The 16,492-nt window shown below is 56.3% G+C and carries 17 protein-coding genes; 12 read left to right on the plus strand and 5 right to left on the minus strand.

Translation table 11 applies throughout. The annotated features are described in order from the left end of the window. Window positions 1-65 precede the first annotated feature (65 nt). The 6 genes from cyoA to NQ230_RS18350 all read left to right on the plus strand — a co-directional run bounded on the left by cyoA (window position 66) and on the right by NQ230_RS18350 (window position 6,425). Window positions 66-1,013 carry a cytochrome o ubiquinol oxidase subunit II gene (cyoA, locus tag NQ230_RS18325; RefSeq protein ID WP_014882770.1) on the plus strand — a complete coding sequence of 316 codons (948 nt, stop codon included), beginning with the start codon at window positions 66-68 and terminating at the stop codon, window positions 1,011-1,013. A gap of 16 nt (window positions 1,014-1,029) precedes the next feature. Then, window positions 1,030-3,021, plus strand: coding sequence for a cytochrome o ubiquinol oxidase subunit I (cyoB, locus tag NQ230_RS18330; protein WP_014168864.1), 1,992 nt, complete (start codon window positions 1,030-1,032; stop codon window positions 3,019-3,021). Then, window positions 3,011-3,625: a cytochrome o ubiquinol oxidase subunit III gene (locus NQ230_RS18335; RefSeq protein ID WP_023334703.1), complete on the plus strand. Its 615-nt coding sequence runs from the start codon at window positions 3,011-3,013 to the stop codon at window positions 3,623-3,625. Before cyoB ends, NQ230_RS18335 begins: the two co-directional genes overlap by 11 nt. After that, the gene (locus tag NQ230_RS18340) at window positions 3,625-3,951 is read left to right on the plus strand and encodes a cytochrome o ubiquinol oxidase subunit IV (RefSeq protein WP_006176899.1); all 327 of its coding nucleotides are present in this window, start codon (window positions 3,625-3,627) and stop codon (window positions 3,949-3,951) included. Before NQ230_RS18335 ends, NQ230_RS18340 begins: the two co-directional genes overlap by 1 nt. 11 nt (window positions 3,952-3,962) lie before the next feature. Further along, the gene (gene cyoE, locus NQ230_RS18345) at window positions 3,963-4,850 is read left to right on the plus strand and encodes a heme o synthase (RefSeq protein ID WP_013095848.1); all 888 of its coding nucleotides are present in this window, start codon (window positions 3,963-3,965) and stop codon (window positions 4,848-4,850) included. Between the two features lie 213 nt (window positions 4,851-5,063). After that, window positions 5,064-6,425, plus strand: a complete 1,362-nt coding sequence (locus NQ230_RS18350) for an MFS transporter (RefSeq protein WP_121425594.1) — start codon at window positions 5,064-5,066, stop codon at window positions 6,423-6,425. Between the two features lie 31 nt (window positions 6,426-6,456). Here the strand turns inward: NQ230_RS18350 and NQ230_RS18355 are convergent, their stop codons facing one another. Continuing rightward, entirely contained in the window at window positions 6,457-6,948 is a 492-nt protein-coding gene (locus NQ230_RS18355) for a YajQ family cyclic di-GMP-binding protein (protein ID WP_023334701.1), read from the minus strand. 121 nt (window positions 6,949-7,069) lie between these two features. Between NQ230_RS18355 and panE the strand changes: the two genes are divergently transcribed. Next, window positions 7,070-7,981, plus strand: coding sequence for a 2-dehydropantoate 2-reductase (panE, locus tag NQ230_RS18360; protein WP_058841173.1), 912 nt, complete (start codon window positions 7,070-7,072; stop codon window positions 7,979-7,981). After that, window positions 7,944-8,537 carry a protein deglycase YajL gene (yajL, locus tag NQ230_RS18365; RefSeq protein ID WP_032661534.1) on the plus strand — a complete coding sequence of 198 codons (594 nt, stop codon included), beginning with the start codon at window positions 7,944-7,946 and terminating at the stop codon, window positions 8,535-8,537. The genes panE and yajL overlap by 38 nt, the downstream gene beginning before the upstream one ends. A gap of 120 nt (window positions 8,538-8,657) precedes the next feature. Here yajL and thiI read toward each other — a convergent pair whose 3' ends face one another. After that, complete coding sequence (gene thiI, locus NQ230_RS18370; RefSeq protein ID WP_257258552.1) at window positions 8,658-10,106, minus strand: tRNA uracil 4-sulfurtransferase ThiI; 1,449 nt, start codon at window positions 10,104-10,106, stop codon at window positions 8,658-8,660. A 190-nt stretch (window positions 10,107-10,296) separates the two neighbouring features. On the opposite strand from thiI, the gene xseB reads away from it, so the two are divergent. The 4 genes from xseB to NQ230_RS18390 all read left to right on the plus strand — a co-directional run bounded on the left by xseB (window position 10,297) and on the right by NQ230_RS18390 (window position 14,364). Then, complete coding sequence (xseB, locus tag NQ230_RS18375) at window positions 10,297-10,539, plus strand: exodeoxyribonuclease VII small subunit (RefSeq protein ID WP_045328337.1); 243 nt, start codon at window positions 10,297-10,299, stop codon at window positions 10,537-10,539. Further along, window positions 10,540-11,439 (plus strand): (2E,6E)-farnesyl diphosphate synthase, encoded by a 900-nt coding sequence (gene ispA / locus NQ230_RS18380; RefSeq protein ID WP_048978946.1) that lies wholly within the window; start codon window positions 10,540-10,542, stop codon window positions 11,437-11,439. Window positions 11,440-11,463: 24 nt separating this feature from the next. Continuing rightward, complete coding sequence (dxs, locus tag NQ230_RS18385; RefSeq protein ID WP_121425597.1) at window positions 11,464-13,326, plus strand: 1-deoxy-D-xylulose-5-phosphate synthase; 1,863 nt, start codon at window positions 11,464-11,466, stop codon at window positions 13,324-13,326. Window positions 13,327-13,389: 63 nt separating this feature from the next. Continuing rightward, entirely contained in the window at window positions 13,390-14,364 is a 975-nt protein-coding gene (locus NQ230_RS18390; protein ID WP_257258555.1) for an aldo/keto reductase, read from the plus strand. Window positions 14,365-14,465: 101 nt separating this feature from the next. Here NQ230_RS18390 and thiL read toward each other — a convergent pair whose 3' ends face one another. From thiL to ribH, 3 genes are all read right to left on the minus strand, one after another. Beyond that, window positions 14,466-15,437 carry a thiamine-phosphate kinase gene (gene thiL / locus NQ230_RS18395; protein ID WP_257258556.1) on the minus strand — a complete coding sequence of 324 codons (972 nt, stop codon included), beginning with the start codon at window positions 15,435-15,437 and terminating at the stop codon, window positions 14,466-14,468. 77 nt (window positions 15,438-15,514) lie between these two features. Further along, window positions 15,515-15,934 (minus strand): transcription antitermination factor NusB, encoded by a 420-nt coding sequence (gene nusB / locus NQ230_RS18400; RefSeq protein ID WP_006809908.1) that lies wholly within the window; start codon window positions 15,932-15,934, stop codon window positions 15,515-15,517. A gap of 21 nt (window positions 15,935-15,955) precedes the next feature. Continuing rightward, window positions 15,956-16,426, minus strand: coding sequence for a 6,7-dimethyl-8-ribityllumazine synthase (ribH, locus tag NQ230_RS18405; protein ID WP_006176874.1), 471 nt, complete (start codon window positions 16,424-16,426; stop codon window positions 15,956-15,958). Window positions 16,427-16,492 lie beyond the last annotated feature (66 nt).

Below are 16,492 nucleotides of genomic sequence, written 5' to 3' on the forward strand. Positions count from 1 at the left end.
AACCTTCCCGTAAAATGCCCGCACACTTTAAACGCCACCAGACTCCGTGGAATTGAGGTCGTTAAATGAGACTCGGGAAATACAATAAAAGTTTGGGATGGTTGTCATTATTCGCGGGCACTGTATTACTCAGTGGCTGCGATTCTGCACTACTAGACCCCAAAGGACAGATTGGACTGGAACAACGTTCACTGATATTGACGGCTTTTGGCCTGATGTTGATTGTGGTTATTCCTGCCATTTTGATGGCTGTTGGTTTCGCCTGGAAGTACCGTGCGAGCAATAAAGATGCGAAGTATAGCCCTAACTGGTCACACTCCAATAAAGTGGAAGCTGTGGTCTGGACGGTACCTATTCTGATCATCCTGTTCCTTGCCGTACTGACCTGGAAAACCACTCACGCACTTGAGCCAAGCAAACCGCTGGTTCACGATGAGAAACCTATTACCATTGAAGTGGTCTCCATGGACTGGAAATGGTTCTTCATCTATCCAGAGCAGGGTATTGCTACCGTGAATGAAATCGCCTTCCCGGCGAACACTCCGGTTCAGTTCAAAGTGACCTCCAACTCCGTAATGAACTCCTTCTTCATCCCACGTCTGGGTAGCCAGATTTACGCGATGGCCGGTATGCAGACTAACCTGCACCTGATCGCGAATGAAGCAGGCACCTATGATGGTATCTCCGCCAGCTATAGCGGCCCGGGCTTCTCAGGTATGAAGTTCAAAGCTATTGCGACGCCGGACCGTGCCGCTTTCGACCAGTGGGTTGAAAAAGCGAAGCAGTCTCCAAACACCATGTCTGACATGGCGGCGTTCGAAAAAGTGGCTGCACCTAGCGAATACAACAAGGTGGAGTACTTCTCTAATGTGAAACCAGATTTGTTCAAAGACGTTATTGGCAAATTTATGGATCACGGCAAGAGCATGGACATGACCCAGCCTGAAGGCGAGCACAGCGCGCACGAAGGTATGGAAGGCATGGACATGAGCCACGCGGAAACCGCTCACTAAGGGGCCGAGGAAGAAAATGTTCGGAAAATTGACACTGGATGCAGTGCCCTACCATGAACCGATTATCGTGGTTACGGTGGCTGCAATTATCATTGGTGGCGCGGCCTTACTGGCCCTGATCACTTACTTCGGTAAGTGGAGCTACCTGTGGAACGAGTGGCTGACTTCGGTTGACCACAAAAAACTCGGTATCATGTACTGCATCGTCGGTATCGTCATGTTAATTCGTGGCTTTGCGGATGCGATCATGATGCGTAGCCAGCAGGCACTCGCTTCTGCGGGTGAAGCCGGCTTCCTGCCACCGCACCACTACGACCAGATCTTTACCGCCCACGGCGTTATCATGATCTTCTTCGTGGCGATGCCGCTGGTTATCGGTCTGATGAACGTTGTCGTTCCGCTGCAAATCGGCGCGCGCGACGTGGCGTTCCCGTTCCTGAACAACCTGAGCTTCTGGTTCACGGTTGTCGGCGTTATCCTGGTTAACCTGTCACTGGGTGTGGGCGAATTCGCGCAGACCGGCTGGCTGGCGTACCCGCCGCTGTCAGGAATTGAGTACAGTCCGGGCGTTGGCGTCGACTACTGGATTTGGGCGCTTCAGCTCTCCGGTGTCGGTACTACCCTGACCGGTATCAACTTCTTCGTGACCATTATCAAGATGCGTGCCCCTGGCATGACCATGTTCAAGATGCCGGTATTTACCTGGGCATCTCTGTGCGCCAACATCCTGATTATTGCCTCCTTCCCAATTCTGACCGTCACCATCGCGCTGCTGACCCTGGACCGCTACCTGGGCACCCATTTCTTCACGAATGATATGGGTGGCAACATGATGATGTACATCAACCTGATTTGGGCCTGGGGTCACCCGGAAGTGTACATTCTGGTTCTGCCTGTGTTCGGTGTGTTCTCCGAAATCGCGGCAACCTTCTCGCGTAAACGTCTGTTTGGTTACACCTCTCTGGTGTGGGCAACCGTGTGTATTACCGTTCTGTCGTTCATCGTTTGGCTGCACCACTTCTTCACCATGGGTGCGGGCGCGAACGTAAACGCCTTCTTCGGTATCACCACCATGATTATCGCCATCCCTACCGGGGTTAAGATCTTCAACTGGCTGTTCACCATGTACCAGGGCCGTATCGTGTTCCACTCAGCGATGCTGTGGACCATCGGCTTCATCGTGACCTTCTCCGTAGGTGGGATGACCGGCGTACTGCTGGCGGTACCAGGTGCTGACTTCGTTCTGCACAACAGCCTGTTCCTGATTGCGCACTTCCATAACGTTATCATCGGTGGCGTGGTCTTCGGCTGCTTCGCTGGCGTAACCTACTGGTGGCCAAAAGCGTTCGGCTTCACGCTGAACGAAAAATGGGGTAAACGCGCGTTCTGGTTCTGGATCATCGGCTTCTTCGTCGCATTTATGCCGCTGTACGTGCTGGGCTTCATGGGTATGACCCGTCGTCTGAGCCAGCAGATCGATCCGCAGTTCCACCCAATGCTGATGGTTGCAGCGGGCGGCGCCGTGCTGATTGCCTGTGGTATCGCGTCTCAGCTGATTCAGTTCTACGTGTCTATTCGCGACCGCGACCAGAACCGTGACCTGACCGGTGACCCGTGGGGTGGCCGTACGCTGGAGTGGGCAACCTCTTCTCCACCTCCTTTCTATAACTTTGCCATCGTGCCGCAGGTTCATGAGCGCGACGCATTCTGGGAAATGAAAGAGAAAGGTGAAGCGTACAAGCAACCAGCTCATTACGAAGAGATCCACATGCCGAAAAACAGCGGTGCGGGCATTGTCATTGCCGCCTTCGCAACGGTATTTGGTTTCGCAATGATCTGGCACATCTGGTGGATGGCGATTGTTGGCTTCGCCGGCATCGTAATCAGCTGGATTGTGAAGAGCTTTGACGAGGACGTGGACTACTACGTACCAGTCCGTGAAGTTGAGAAGCTGGAAAATCAGCATTTCGACGAGATTTCTAAAGCGGGGCTGAAAAATGGCAACTGATACTCTGGCGCACTCAACTGCCCACGCGCATGAACATGCGCACCACGATACAGGACCGACCAAAGTCTTCGGTTTCTGGATCTACCTGATGAGCGACTGCATTCTGTTCTGCTGTCTGTTCGCGACCTATGCCGTTCTGGTGAACGGCACGGCGGGTGGCCCGGCTGGCAAGGATATCTTTGAACTGCCGTTCGTTCTGGTTGAAACCGCACTGCTGTTATTCAGCTCCATCACCTACGGCATGGCGGCTATCGCCATGTACAAAAACAACAAGAGCCAGGTTGTTTCCTGGCTGGCGTTGACCTGGCTGTTTGGTGCTGGATTTATCGGGATGGAAATCTATGAATTCCATCACCTGATTCTGGAAGGTTTCGGTCCAGATCGCAGTGGCTTCCTGTCAGCGTTCTTCGCGCTGGTGGGTACCCACGGTCTGCACGTCACCTCTGGTCTGATCTGGATGGCGGTACTGATGTTCCAGGTATCCCGTCGCGGCCTGACCAGCACTAACCGTACCCGTATCATGTGCCTGAGCCTGTTCTGGCACTTCCTGGACGTGGTGTGGATCTGTGTGTTCTCTGTTGTATATCTGATGGGGGCGATGTAATGAGTCATTCAAACGATCATGGCGCTTCCCACGGTAGCGTAAAAACCTACATGACAGGTTTCATCCTGTCGATCATCCTGACGGTGATCCCGTTCTGGATGGTGATGAGCGGTTCTGCGTCTAAGCCGGTTATTCTGGGTGCAATCCTGGTAACCGCGGTGATTCAGATTCTGGTGCATCTGGTTTGCTTCCTGCACATGAACACCAAGTCCGATGAAGGCTGGAATATGACCGCCTTTATCTTTACCGTGATTATCATCGCTATCCTGGTAGTCGGTTCCATCTGGATTATGTGGAACCTCAACTACAACATGATGGTTCACTAAGAGCGGCGAGTATGTTTAAGCAATACCTGCAAGTAACGAAACCAGGCATCATCTTTGGCAACCTGATCTCCGTGATCGGAGGGTTCCTGCTGGCCTCTAAGGGCAGCATTGATTACACCCTCTTTATCTACACGCTGGTCGGTGTGTCACTGGTTGTTGCGTCCGGTTGTGTATTTAACAACTACATCGACATGGATATCGACAAGAAGATGGAAAGGACCAAAAATCGGGTGCTGGTGAAAGGCCTGATCGCCCCTTCCGTCTCGCTGGTGTACGCCACCTTGCTGGGTATTGCTGGCTTTATGCTGCTGTGGTTTGGTGCTAACCCGCTGGCCTGCTGGCTGGGGGTGATGGGGTTCGTGGTGTATGTGGGCGTCTACAGCCTGTATATGAAACGCCACTCCGTCTACGGCACGCTGATTGGTTCTCTCTCCGGCGCTGCGCCGCCGGTGATTGGCTACTGCGCGGTCACGAACGAGTTCGACAGCGGTGCGCTGATCCTGCTGGCTATCTTTAGCCTGTGGCAGATGCCGCACTCTTATGCCATCGCGATTTTCCGCTTTAAGGATTATCAGGCAGCGAACATCCCGGTTCTGCCGGTCGTGAAGGGCATTTCGGTTGCCAAGAACCACATCACGCTGTACATCATCGCCTTTGCTGTGGCAACGCTGATGCTCTCTCTGGGTGGTTACGCCGGATACAAATATCTGGCGGTAGCCGCTGCGGTGAGCGTCTGGTGGCTCGGTATGGCGCTGCGCGGTTACAAAGTGGAAGATGACAAAGTCTGGGCGCGCAAACTGTTTGTGTTCTCGATTGTGGCCATCACCTCGCTGTCCGTGATGATGTCCGTGGACTTTATGGTGCCAGATTCACACAACCTGCTGACTTACGTCTGGTAAGCGTGCTGAATTGAAAAAGCCAGGTTAATCACCTGGCTTTTTTTTTGCCCGGCGGCGCTACGCTTGCACGGGCCTACGGGATCGGTAGGTCGGGTAAGGCATCGCCGCCACCCGACGCGGTTTTGCACGATGGTAATATCTCTTAAACAAACACCTATTTACCGCAATTAACACCCCGCCTAAACTAGTGCCTGCTTTTGAACTGAGGTGGTAATGAACGATTATAAAATGACGCCGGGCGAGCTACGCGCGACCTGGGGCTTAGGGACTGTCTTCTCGCTACGGATGCTTGGCATGTTTATGGTCCTGCCTGTTCTGACCACGTACGGTATGGCGCTGCAGGGGGCCAGCGAGGCGCTGATTGGACTCGCGATCGGCATCTACGGCCTGGCGCAGGCGGTATTCCAGATCCCGTTTGGCCTGCTCTCTGACCGGGTGGGTCGAAAGCCGCTGATCGTCGGCGGGCTGCTGGTCTTTGTGCTCGGAAGCGTGATTGCCGCCCTCTCCCACTCCATCTGGGGGATTATTCTCGGTCGCGCTCTGCAGGGCTCCGGCGCGATTGCCGCCGCGGTGATGGCTCTGCTGTCAGACTTAACCCGCGAGCAGAACCGCACCAAAGCGATGGCGTTCATCGGCGTGAGCTTTGGCGTGACGTTTGCGATTGCGATGGTGCTGGGCCCCATCATTACCCACACATTGGGTCTGCACGCCCTGTTCTGGATGATTGCCGTGCTGGCGACCATCGGCATTGCCTTAACCCTGTGGGTCGTGCCGGACAGCAAGAACCACGTCCTGAACCGTGAGTCGGGGATGGTAAAAGGCTGCTTCAGCAAAGTGATTGTCGAGCCGCGCCTGCTGAAGCTGAATTTTGGCATTATGTGCCTGCATATCCTGCTGATGTCGACCTTTGTCGCCCTGCCCGGCCAGCTTGCCGCAGCGGGTTTCCCGGCGGCTGAGCACTGGAAAATCTATCTGGTCACGATGCTGATTTCGTTTGTCTCCGTCGTGCCGTTCATCATCTACGCCGAAGTGAAGCGCAAAATGAAGCGCGTCTTCGTGGGCTGCGTGGCGGTACTGCTGATTGCCGAAATTGTGCTCTGGGGTGCCGGACCGCACTTTTGGGAACTGATTGCTGGCGTACAGCTGTTCTTCCTGGCCTTTAACCTGATGGAAGCGCTGTTGCCGTCGCTGATCAGCAAAGAGTCCCCCGCCGGGTATAAAGGTACGGCGATGGGTATCTACTCCACCAGCCAGTTTCTCGGCGTGGCGATCGGCGGCTCGCTCGGCGGCTGGGTGGACGGCCTGTTTGATTCACAAACCGTATTTCTCGCCGGTGCGCTATTGGCGACAGTCTGGCTGCTGGTCGCCAGCACCATGAAAGAGCCGCGCTACGTCAGCAGCCTGCGGGTAGAAATCCCGGATGATGTGGAAATTAGCGATGCGCTGAAACAGCGTCTGGAAGCCAAAGAAGGCGTGACGGATGTGCTCATCGTCCCGGAAGAGCGCAGCGCTTACGTCAAAATAGACAGTAAAATGACCAACCGCTTCGAAGTCGAGCAGGCGCTCAAAGCGTGACAAAAAGCCCGGTTAAACCGGGCTTTTTATATTAATCGCGGAAGTTTTTAAACTGGAACGGTTGCCCCAGATCGCCGCCGCGCACCAGCGCCATTACGGACTGGAGGTCATCGCGGGACTTACCGGTCACGCGAATTTCTTCGCCCTGGATCTGCGCCTGCACCTTCAGCTTGCTGTCTTTAATAAGCTTAACGATCTTCTTCTGCACCGCGCTCTCGATGCCCTGCTTCAGCTTGGCTTCAACAAACCAGTTCTTACCGCTGTGGACGAACTCTTCCGGCACGTCCAGAGACGTCCCTTCGATGCCGCGCTTCAACAGCTTGGCGCGCAGAATGTCGAGCAGCTGATTCACCTGGAAATCAGACTCGCTCAGCACCTTAATGGTCTTATTTGCGTCGTTCAGCTCGAACGACGCCTCAACGCCACGAAAATCGAAACGTGACTCAACTTCGCGGGTTGCGTTCTCAACGCCGTTGCGAACTTCCTGGATATCAACTTCGGAAACAATATCGAAAGATGGCATCTTTTCTTCTCCCTTCACTTTTGTTGCGTTGCATAATACCCGCTACGAGGCATAACTCAACAGAAGCTTAGCTGTATAATTAAGCTGTAACACCTGGCGCAGTTACAGGTGAGGAGGAACAATGAAAATTACGGTGCTCGGATGCGGAGCGCTTGGTCAGCTGTGGCTGACCGCGCTGTGCAAGCACGGACATGAGGTTCAGGGCTGGCTGCGCGTGCCCCAGCCCTATTGCAGTGTAAACCTGATTGGTGAAGACGGAAGCATCTTTAACGAATCCCTCACCGCGAACGATCCTGACTTCCTGGCGCAAAGCGACCTTTTACTGGTGACGCTCAAAGCGTGGCAGGTCTCAGACGCGGTAAAAACGCTGGCCGCGCAGCTCCCCCCCACTTCGCCCATACTGCTGCTGCATAACGGCATGGGGACCCTTGATGAGCTGAAAAGCGTCCCGCAGCCCCTGCTGATGGCGACGACCACGCACGCTGCACGTCGCGACGGCAACATCATCGTGCATGTCGCCAGCGGCGTAACGCATATCGGCCCGGCCAGAACACAAGATGGCGACTACAGCTATCTGGCCGATGTGCTTCAAAAGGTGCTGCCGGACGTGGCCTGGCACAACAACATCCGCCCTCAGCTGTGGCGGAAGCTGGCGGTAAACTGCGTAATCAACCCGCTGACGGCACTGTGGAACTGCCCGAACGGGGAGCTGAAAAATCATCCGCAGGACGTTGCGATTTTGTGTGCGGAAGTCGCGGCGGTCGTTGAGCGGGAAGGCCTGCATACCTCGGCAGACGATTTGCGCTGCTACGTCGAGCAGGTCATTGAGAGCACGGCAGAAAATATCTCCTCAATGCTGCAGGACGTTCGGGCATTACGCCACACGGAGATCGACTACATCACCGGCTATCTGCTAAAACGCGCCCGCGCGCACGGCATCGCCGTGCCGGAAAACGCCCGTCTGTATGACCTGGTTAAACGTAAGGAGAGTGAATATGAGCGCGTCAGCCCTGATCTGCCTCGCCCCTGGTAGCGAAGAGATGGAAGCGGTCACCACCATTGATTTGATGGTGCGCGGCGGCATTAAGGTCACCACCGCCAGCGTCGCCAGCGACGGCAATCTGGAAATCACCTGTTCACGCGGGGTGAAAATCCTCGCGGATGCCCCCCTTGTTCAAGTGGCTGACGGCGATTACGACATCATCGTGCTGCCCGGCGGCTTAAAAGGCGCGGAATGTTTTCGCGACAGCCCGCTGCTGGTCGAGACCGTGCGTCAGTTCCATCTGTCCGGCCGCATCGTCGCAGCAATCTGTGCCGCCGCCGGCACGGTTCTGATTCCGCACGATATCTTCCCCATCGGCAACATGACCGGCTTCCCGGGGCTTAAGGATACAATCCCGGAAGAGCATTGGGTGGATAAACGCGTCGTCTGGGACCCGCGCGTCAACCTGCTGACCAGCCAGGGGCCCGGCACCGCGATCGATTTTGGCTTAAAGATTATTGACCTGCTGGTCGGGCGCGAGAAAGCGTACGAAGTGGCATCATCGCTGGTGATGCCGGCGGGGATTTATAATTACTATGAAGAGTAGTGGATAAAAAAAGCCGGGTGGCGCGAGGTAAAAGCAAAACGGCAACCTTTGGTTGCCGTTTTTTATGTTTGCGCCCTCTCCCTGTGGGAGAGGGTCGGGGTGAGGGCACCAGGCCGCACGCTACGGGCGATACACCTTCACATTCGCAAAGCCCTGCTCGCGCAGATACAGCGCCTGCAGGCGGCTCATCACCCCGCGCTCACACCAAAGCAGATAGGTTTTGCTCTTGTCGAGATCGCCAAATTTCGTGCTCAGCTTATAGAACGGCAGGGAAACCACCTCAACGCCTTCGACGTTCAGCGGGCTGGCATCCTGCTCATCAATCGAACGAATATCCACAATCACATCGCTGGCACCAAAACCGCTCACGGTTTCAACTTCAACGACTTCCTGCTCGGTCTGCTGGGCAATTTCGCGGATATCAATGTTGGAGGCTTCCTCCACCACTTTGTCCAGGATGGCAAAATCGAAGTTCTCTTCTTCCGCTTCGATCTTCGCCTTCACCGCTTTGACGGTCGGGCTTTTTGAGATCACGCCGCAGTATTCCGGCATGGTGCGGGCAAAATCTTCGGTGCCGATTTCGCGCGCCAGGTCGATGATGTGCTCTTTGTCGTGGGAGATCAGCGGACGCAGGATCAGCGTATCAGACACGTTGTCGATCAAACGCAGGTTGGTCAGCGTCTGGCTGGAGACCTGGCCCAGCGCTTCGCCGGTGACCAGCGCCTGCACGCCGTAGCGTTCCGCCACTTTGGACGCCGCGCGCACCATCATGCGCTTCAGCACCACGCCCATCTGGCCGTCGTCCACTTTCTCAAGGATTTCGCCGACCACAGGTTCGAAGTTGATCGCCACAAAACGCACGCGGTGGGAGCTGCCGAAGCGGTTCCACAGGTAATGCGCGACCTGACGAACGCCGATTTCGTGCGCCGCGCCGCCCAGGTTGAAGAAGCAGTAGTGCACACGGCAGCCGCGGCGCATCAGCATATAGCTGGAGACGCCGGAGTCGAAGCCGCCGGAGATCAGGGACAATACGTCTTCCTGGGTGCCAATCGGGAAGCCGCCGATACCTTCACAGCGCCCTTTCACCAGCAGCAGGCGATCGTTTTCGATCTCCAGGTTCACGGTCACGTCCGGGTTGGTCAGACGTACGCGCGCCGTCTCAACGTGCTGGTTCAAACCGCCGCCGACGTAACGTTCCACTTCAATGGAGCTGAACTCGTGCTTGCCGCGACGCTTCACGCGCACGCAGAAGGTTTTGCCTTCGATCTGATCGCGGTACTGGACCAGCGCTTTCTCGAAGATGTCGTGCATATCGCTGAACGGAACATCTTCCACCTCCAGGATATGGTGTATCCCCGGTATACGGGTCAGCGCGTCGCGAATATCCTGACGTTTGTTTTCGTCTTTCGCACGGACCTCAACGTGGTCCCAGTGGCGCACCACGGCGAGGGTTTCGTCGTAGTGCTTTAATACGTTACGAATGTTCCCGGTGAGAATTTTAATAAAGCGCAAACGCACAGATTGGCTTTTGATGGTGATTTCAGGGAACAATTTAATGATAAACTTCATGGCGGCAATGTTTCTTAGGCAAGCGTATTAAGGCTTGTAATGGAAAGAGTACAGCAGCCCACACCCGTGGCTGCATCCAGGCGCGCAAGTATACCACCATCGCGCCGCTCCTGTGCACATTGCGCGTTATTTGATAATTGCCCTGAGTCCGTTACCATGTCGGGGCTGAGAATATAAGAGTCAATTCACTATGCCGAAGAAGAACGACGCACCGGCCAGTTTCGAAACTGCGCTGAATGAACTGGAGCAAATCGTTACCCGTCTTGAGAGCGGCGATCTCCCGCTGGAAGAGGCGCTCAACGAATTCGAACGTGGCGTGCAGCTGGCGCGCCAGGGGCAGGTCAAACTGCAGCAGGCCGAGCAGCGCGTGCAGATCCTGCTTTCCGACAGCGAAGACGCGAAAACCACGCCTTTTACACCGGACGCCGAGTAAATGGATTTTTCCAACGAGCTTCAGGCGCGTGTCGTACGCGCCAACGACGCCCTGCGCCGTTTTATTGCGCCACAGCCTTTTCAGAACACTCCACTGGTTGAAGCCATGCACTATGGCGCACTCTTGGGTGGGAAGCGCCTGCGCCCGTTCCTGGTGTACGCCACGGGCAATATGTTTGGTATTAGCGATAACACGCTGGACGCCCCGGCAGCGGCCGTGGAGTGCATCCACGCCTACTCGCTGATCCACGACGATCTCCCTGCCATGGACGACGACGATTTGCGTCGGGGTCAACCCACCTGCCATATCAAGTTTGGCGAGGCGAATGCCATTCTGGCGGGTGATGCCCTGCAAACGCTGGCGTTCTCGATTCTGAGCGACGCGCCGATGGCGGAAGTGGCCGACCGCGACCGTCTGGCGATGATCTCCGAGCTGGCCATGGCCAGCGGCGTGGCCGGGATGTGCGGCGGACAGGCGCTGGATCTTGAAGCGGAAGGACGTCAGGTTAATCTGGAACAGCTGGAGCGTATTCATCGCCATAAAACAGGGGCGTTGATTCGTTCCGCCGTTCGCCTGGGCGCGCTGAGCGCGGGTGAACAAGGGCGCAAAGCCCTGCCAATTCTGGACAGATACGCAGAAAGTATCGGTCTGGCATTCCAGGTTCAGGATGACATTCTGGATGTGGTGGGCGATACTGCAACATTGGGTAAACGTCAGGGTGCGGACCAGCAGCTTGGCAAAAGTACCTACCCCGCCCTGCTGGGCCTTGAGCAAGCCCAACGTAAAGCCCGGGATCTGATTGACGATGCCCGCCAGTCGCTAAATGAACTGGCCGCGCAATCGCTGGATACCTCGGCACTGGAAGCGCTAGCGGACTACATAATCCAGCGTGATAAATAAACAATATATCTCGATGAGCCTTTGATGAGTTTTGATATTGCCAAATACCCGACACTGGCGTTAGTTGACTCCACCCAGGAGTTACGTCTGCTGCCGAAAGAGAGCCTGCCGAAGCTGTGCGACGAGCTGCGTCGCTACCTGCTCGACAGCGTTAGCCGCTCCAGCGGCCATTTCGCCTCCGGGCTTGGCACGGTTGAGCTGACCGTGGCGCTGCACTATGTCTATAACACGCCGTTCGATCAGCTCATCTGGGACGTGGGCCACCAGGCCTATCCGCACAAAATTCTGACCGGACGTCGCGATAAAATTGGCACCATTCGCCAGAAAGGCGGCCTGCACCCGTTCCCGTGGCGCGGTGAGAGCGAGTATGACGTGCTGAGCGTCGGCCACTCCTCTACCTCCATTTCGGCGGGCATCGGTATTGCCGTTGCCGCCGAAAAAGAGAACAAGCAGCGCCGCACCGTCTGCGTGATTGGCGACGGTGCCATTACCGCCGGTATGGCCTTCGAAGCCATGAACCACGCGGGCGACATCAAGCCGGACATGCTGGTTATCCTTAACGATAACGAAATGTCGATCTCCGAGAACGTCGGCGCGCTGAACAACCATCTGGCCCAGTTGCTCTCAGGCAAACTTTACTCCTCGCTGCGCGAAGGCGGCAAGAAAGTCTTCTCCGGCGTACCGCCGATTAAAGAGCTGCTCAAGCGTACCGAAGAACACATCAAAGGCATGGTCGTGCCGGGCACCCTGTTTGAAGAGCTGGGCTTTAACTATATTGGCCCGGTTGACGGCCATGACGTGCTGGGCCTGGTGACCACGCTCAAGAACATGCGCGACCTGAAAGGCCCGCAGTTCCTGCACATCATGACCAAAAAAGGACGTGGCTACGAACCGGCGGAAAAAGATCCGATCACCTTCCACGCGGTACCGAAATTTGATCCGTCCAGCGGCTGTCTGCCAAAAAGCAGCGGCGGCATGCCGAGCTATTCAAAAATCTTCGGCGACTGGCTGTGCGAAACCGCAGCGAAAGACAACAAGCTGATGGCGGTGACGCCTGCCATGCGTGAAGGCTCCGGCATGGTGGAGTTCTCCAGAAAATACCCTGACCAGTATTTTGATGTAGCCATTGCCGAGCAGCATGCTGTGACGTTTGCAGCGGGCCTGGCGATTGGCGGCTACAAGCCGGTTGTCGCTATCTACTCCACCTTCCTGCAGCGCGCCTACGATCAGGTGATCCACGACGTGGCGATTCAGAAGCTGCCGGTACTGTTTGCTATCGATCGTGCGGGCATCGTCGGTGCCGACGGCCAGACGCACCAGGGCGCGTTTGACCTGTCGTTCCTGCGCTGTATTCCGGATATGGTTGTCATGACGCCAAGCGACGAGAACGAATGTCGTCAGATGCTGTTTACCGGCTACCACTATCAGGATGGCCCAAGCGCCGTTCGCTACCCGCGCGGCAATGCGGTAGGCGTTGAGCTTCAGCCGCTGGAAAAACTGCCGATCGGTAAAGGTCTGGTGAAGCGCCGCGGTGAAAAAGTGGCGATCCTGAACTTCGGCACGCTGATGCCAGAGGCGGCGAAAGCGGCTGAAGCGCTGAATGCCACCCTGGTGGACATGCGCTTTGTGAAGCCGCTCGACGACGCTCTGATCCTGAGTATGGCTGAAACGCATGACGTGCTGGTCACGCTGGAAGAAAACGCCATCATGGGCGGCGCGGGCAGCGGCGTGAACGAGGTACTGATGGCAAATCGTAAAGCCGTGCCGGTGCTGAACCTCGGCCTGCCGGATCATTTCATTCCTCAGGGTACCCAGGATGAAGCCCGTGCGGCTATTGGCCTGGACGCCGCCGGTATCGAAGCCAAAATCCGCGCCTGGCTGGACTGACCCCTCCCCCTTTTCCGCTCCTGCTATGCTTAAACCTGGTGTTTAAACAGCAGGAGCGGAACCGTGCAATACACAACATTAGGAAAAACGGACCTTAAGGTTTCCCGACTTTGTCTGGGATGCATGACCTTTGGCGAGCCCGATCGGGGAAACCACGCCTGGACGCTGCCGGAAGAGAGCAGTCGTCCGATCATCAAACGCGCCATCGAGGGCGGCATTAACTTCTTTGACACCGCCAACAGTTACTCCGACGGCAGCAGCGAGGAGATTGTTGGCCGCGCCCTGCGCGATTTTGCCCGTCGTGATGACATCGTCGTCGCTACCAAGGTCTACTATCCGGTGGGCGACCTGGCTGAGGGCCTTTCGCGCGCGCAGATCCTGCGCTCCATTGATGACAGCCTCAGACGCCTGAACATGGATTACGTCGACCTGCTGCAAATTCACCGCTGGGATTACAACACGCCCATTGAAGAGACCCTTGAAGCGCTGAACGACGTGGTCAAAGCGGGGAAAGCACGCTACATCGGCGCATCGTCTATGCACGCGTCGCAGTTTGCCCAGGCGCTGGATCTCCAGGCGCAGCACGGCTGGGCGCGCTTTGTCACCATGCAGGATCACTACAATCTGATCTATCGTGAAGAAGAGCGCGAGATGCTGCCGCTGTGCCATCAGGAGGGCGTGGCGGTGATCCCGTGGAGCCCGCTGGCGCGCGGCCGCCTGACCCGCCCGTGGGGTGAAACCACGGCTCGCCTGGTATCGGATGAAGTGGGAAAAAATCTTTATTCCGGTACAGAAGCCAGCGATGCGCTGATTGCCGAACGTTTAGCCGGGATCGCTGACGATACCGGTGCAACCCGCGCCCAGGTGGCGCTGGCGTGGCTGCTGGGCAAGCGCGGGGTCGCGTCGCCGATTATTGGTACGTCGCGGGAAGAACAGCTGGATGAGCTGCTGAATGCGGTAGATATCACGCTGACGCCAGCGCAGGTTGCCGAGCTGGAGACGCCGTATCAGCAGCATCCGGTGGTGGGGTTTAAGTAAACAGTTGCCGGGTGGCGGCTTCGCCTTACCCGGCCTACGATCGCACCCTATTTGTAGGCCGGGTAAGCGCAGCGCCACCCGGCAATACAGAGCGCACAAACTCACGCGAAGTGATCGTACCCTTTCCAGTCCAGCGTAACGGGCGCACCGTCTTTCACAAACTTCAGCCCTTCGCTCTCCGGCATAATCTGACCGATGCAGGTAAATTTCGCGCCGAGATGCGCTAACGCCACGTCCAGCGTTCCACGGTTGAGCTCTGGCACCGTGAAGCACAGCTCGTAGTCTTCACCACCGGACAGCGCCCAGCGCAGGGCCTGCTCAGGCTCTACATGGCGAAGCAGTTGCTCAGACAGGGGGAACAGATCCAGGTCAACGCGCGCACCGACGCCGCTGGCCTTCAGGATATGGCCAAGATCGGAGATCAGCCCGTCAGAGAGATCGATAGCCGAGCTTGCCCGCTCGCGCAGCGCCTGGCCGTGCAAAATACGCGGTGTTGGCCGCAGATGGCGTTTCACCAAATACGCCGCATCATCAGCATCTACAACCGTTAAACGGTTCTGAAGGATCGCCAGCCCAGCCGCGCTGTCGCCCGGCGTACCGGTCACGTAGATCCAGTCGCCGGGTTTTGCGCCTGAGCGCTTCAGCGCGCGGCCAAGCGGTACGTAGCCGTGGATCGCCAGCGTCATCGACAGCGGCCCGGCAGTGGTATCACCGCCAATCAGCTGCATATCGTAATAATTCAGCTGCTCAAACAGCGCGTCGCTAAAGGCTTCCAGCCAGGTTTCATCCACCTCTGGCAGGGTCAGGGCCAGCGTCAGCCACGCGGGATCGGCGCCCATCGCAGCCAGATCGCTGACGTTCACCGCCAGCGCTTTATACGCCAGATCGGCAGGATCGATATCCGGTAAGAAATGACGTCCGCACACCAGGGTATCGGTGCTGATTGCCAGCGTCTGTTTTTCGGGAATATTGAGAAGTGCACAGTCATCGCCAATGCCGGTTTCAACATCAAGACGAGAGGTTCTGACACGGTCGAAATAACGGGCAATCAGGGAGAATTCGCCGCATGCCATACGTTATGCCTCAGCAAATAAAAGAAAAAACCGGAGCCGCACTGCCCGTCAGGCAATGCAGGACTCCGGTTTGCGGATCACTTTTTGTGGGGACGGATCGCAGGTGCTGCTTTATCAAGTACGCCGTTTACAAACTTGTGGCTGTCTTCAGCGCCGAAGGTTTTCGCCAGTTCGATCGCTTCGTTGATGGCCACTTTGTACGGCACATCATCACGTTTAGACAGCTCAAACAGCGCAATACGCAACACTGCTTTTTCTACCTGACCCAGCTCTTCGAGCAGACGGGACAGGTAAGGCTTCATCAGACCATCGAGATACGCGCTATTAGTCGCCACTCCCGACAGCAGTTCACGGAAGTACAGAACGTCAACGTCTTTCACGTCCTGTTCTGACAGGAACTGGTATTCAACATCAGCGATGTCGTTCTGGGACAACTGCCAGGAGTAAAGTGCCTGGACGGCACATTCACGGGCGCGGCGACGAGCAGCAGGTTTCACGGAATTCCCCTTACAAAAAAATCAGGCCTTGATGGCTTTCAATACATTGATCATTTCAAGCGCGGTCAGTGCAGCTTCTGCACCTTTGTTACCGGCTTTGGTGCCAGCACGTTCGATGGCTTGTTCAATACTTTCGGTAGTCAGCACGCCGAACGCGACAGGGATTTCAGCATCCTGCGCAACGTGTGCCAGACCGTTGCTTGCACCGCCCGCAACGTATTCGAAGTGCGCAGTGCCGCCACGAATAACGGTACCCAGCGCAATCACCGCGTCGTATTTACCGGTTTTCGCCAGCGCGCCTGCCGCCAGTGGCAGTTCGTAAGCGCCTGGAACCCAAACAACGGTAATGTTGTCATCTTTAACCTGACCGATACGTTTAAGGGCGTCAATCGCACCTTCCAGCAGGCTGTCGTTGATGAAGTTGTTGAAACGCGCAATGGTGATGGCGACGCGAGCGTCCGGGGTAGCTACAGCAGCTTCAATAATGTTCATACTCTTCCTTTACGGGTTCATTTGGCCCCGCAGGGGGGCGGATTTTATCATAATACTTTGCGCACT

Source organism: Enterobacter asburiae (assembly GCF_024599655.1).
Classification (GTDB): domain Bacteria; phylum Pseudomonadota; class Gammaproteobacteria; order Enterobacterales; family Enterobacteriaceae; genus Enterobacter; species Enterobacter asburiae_D.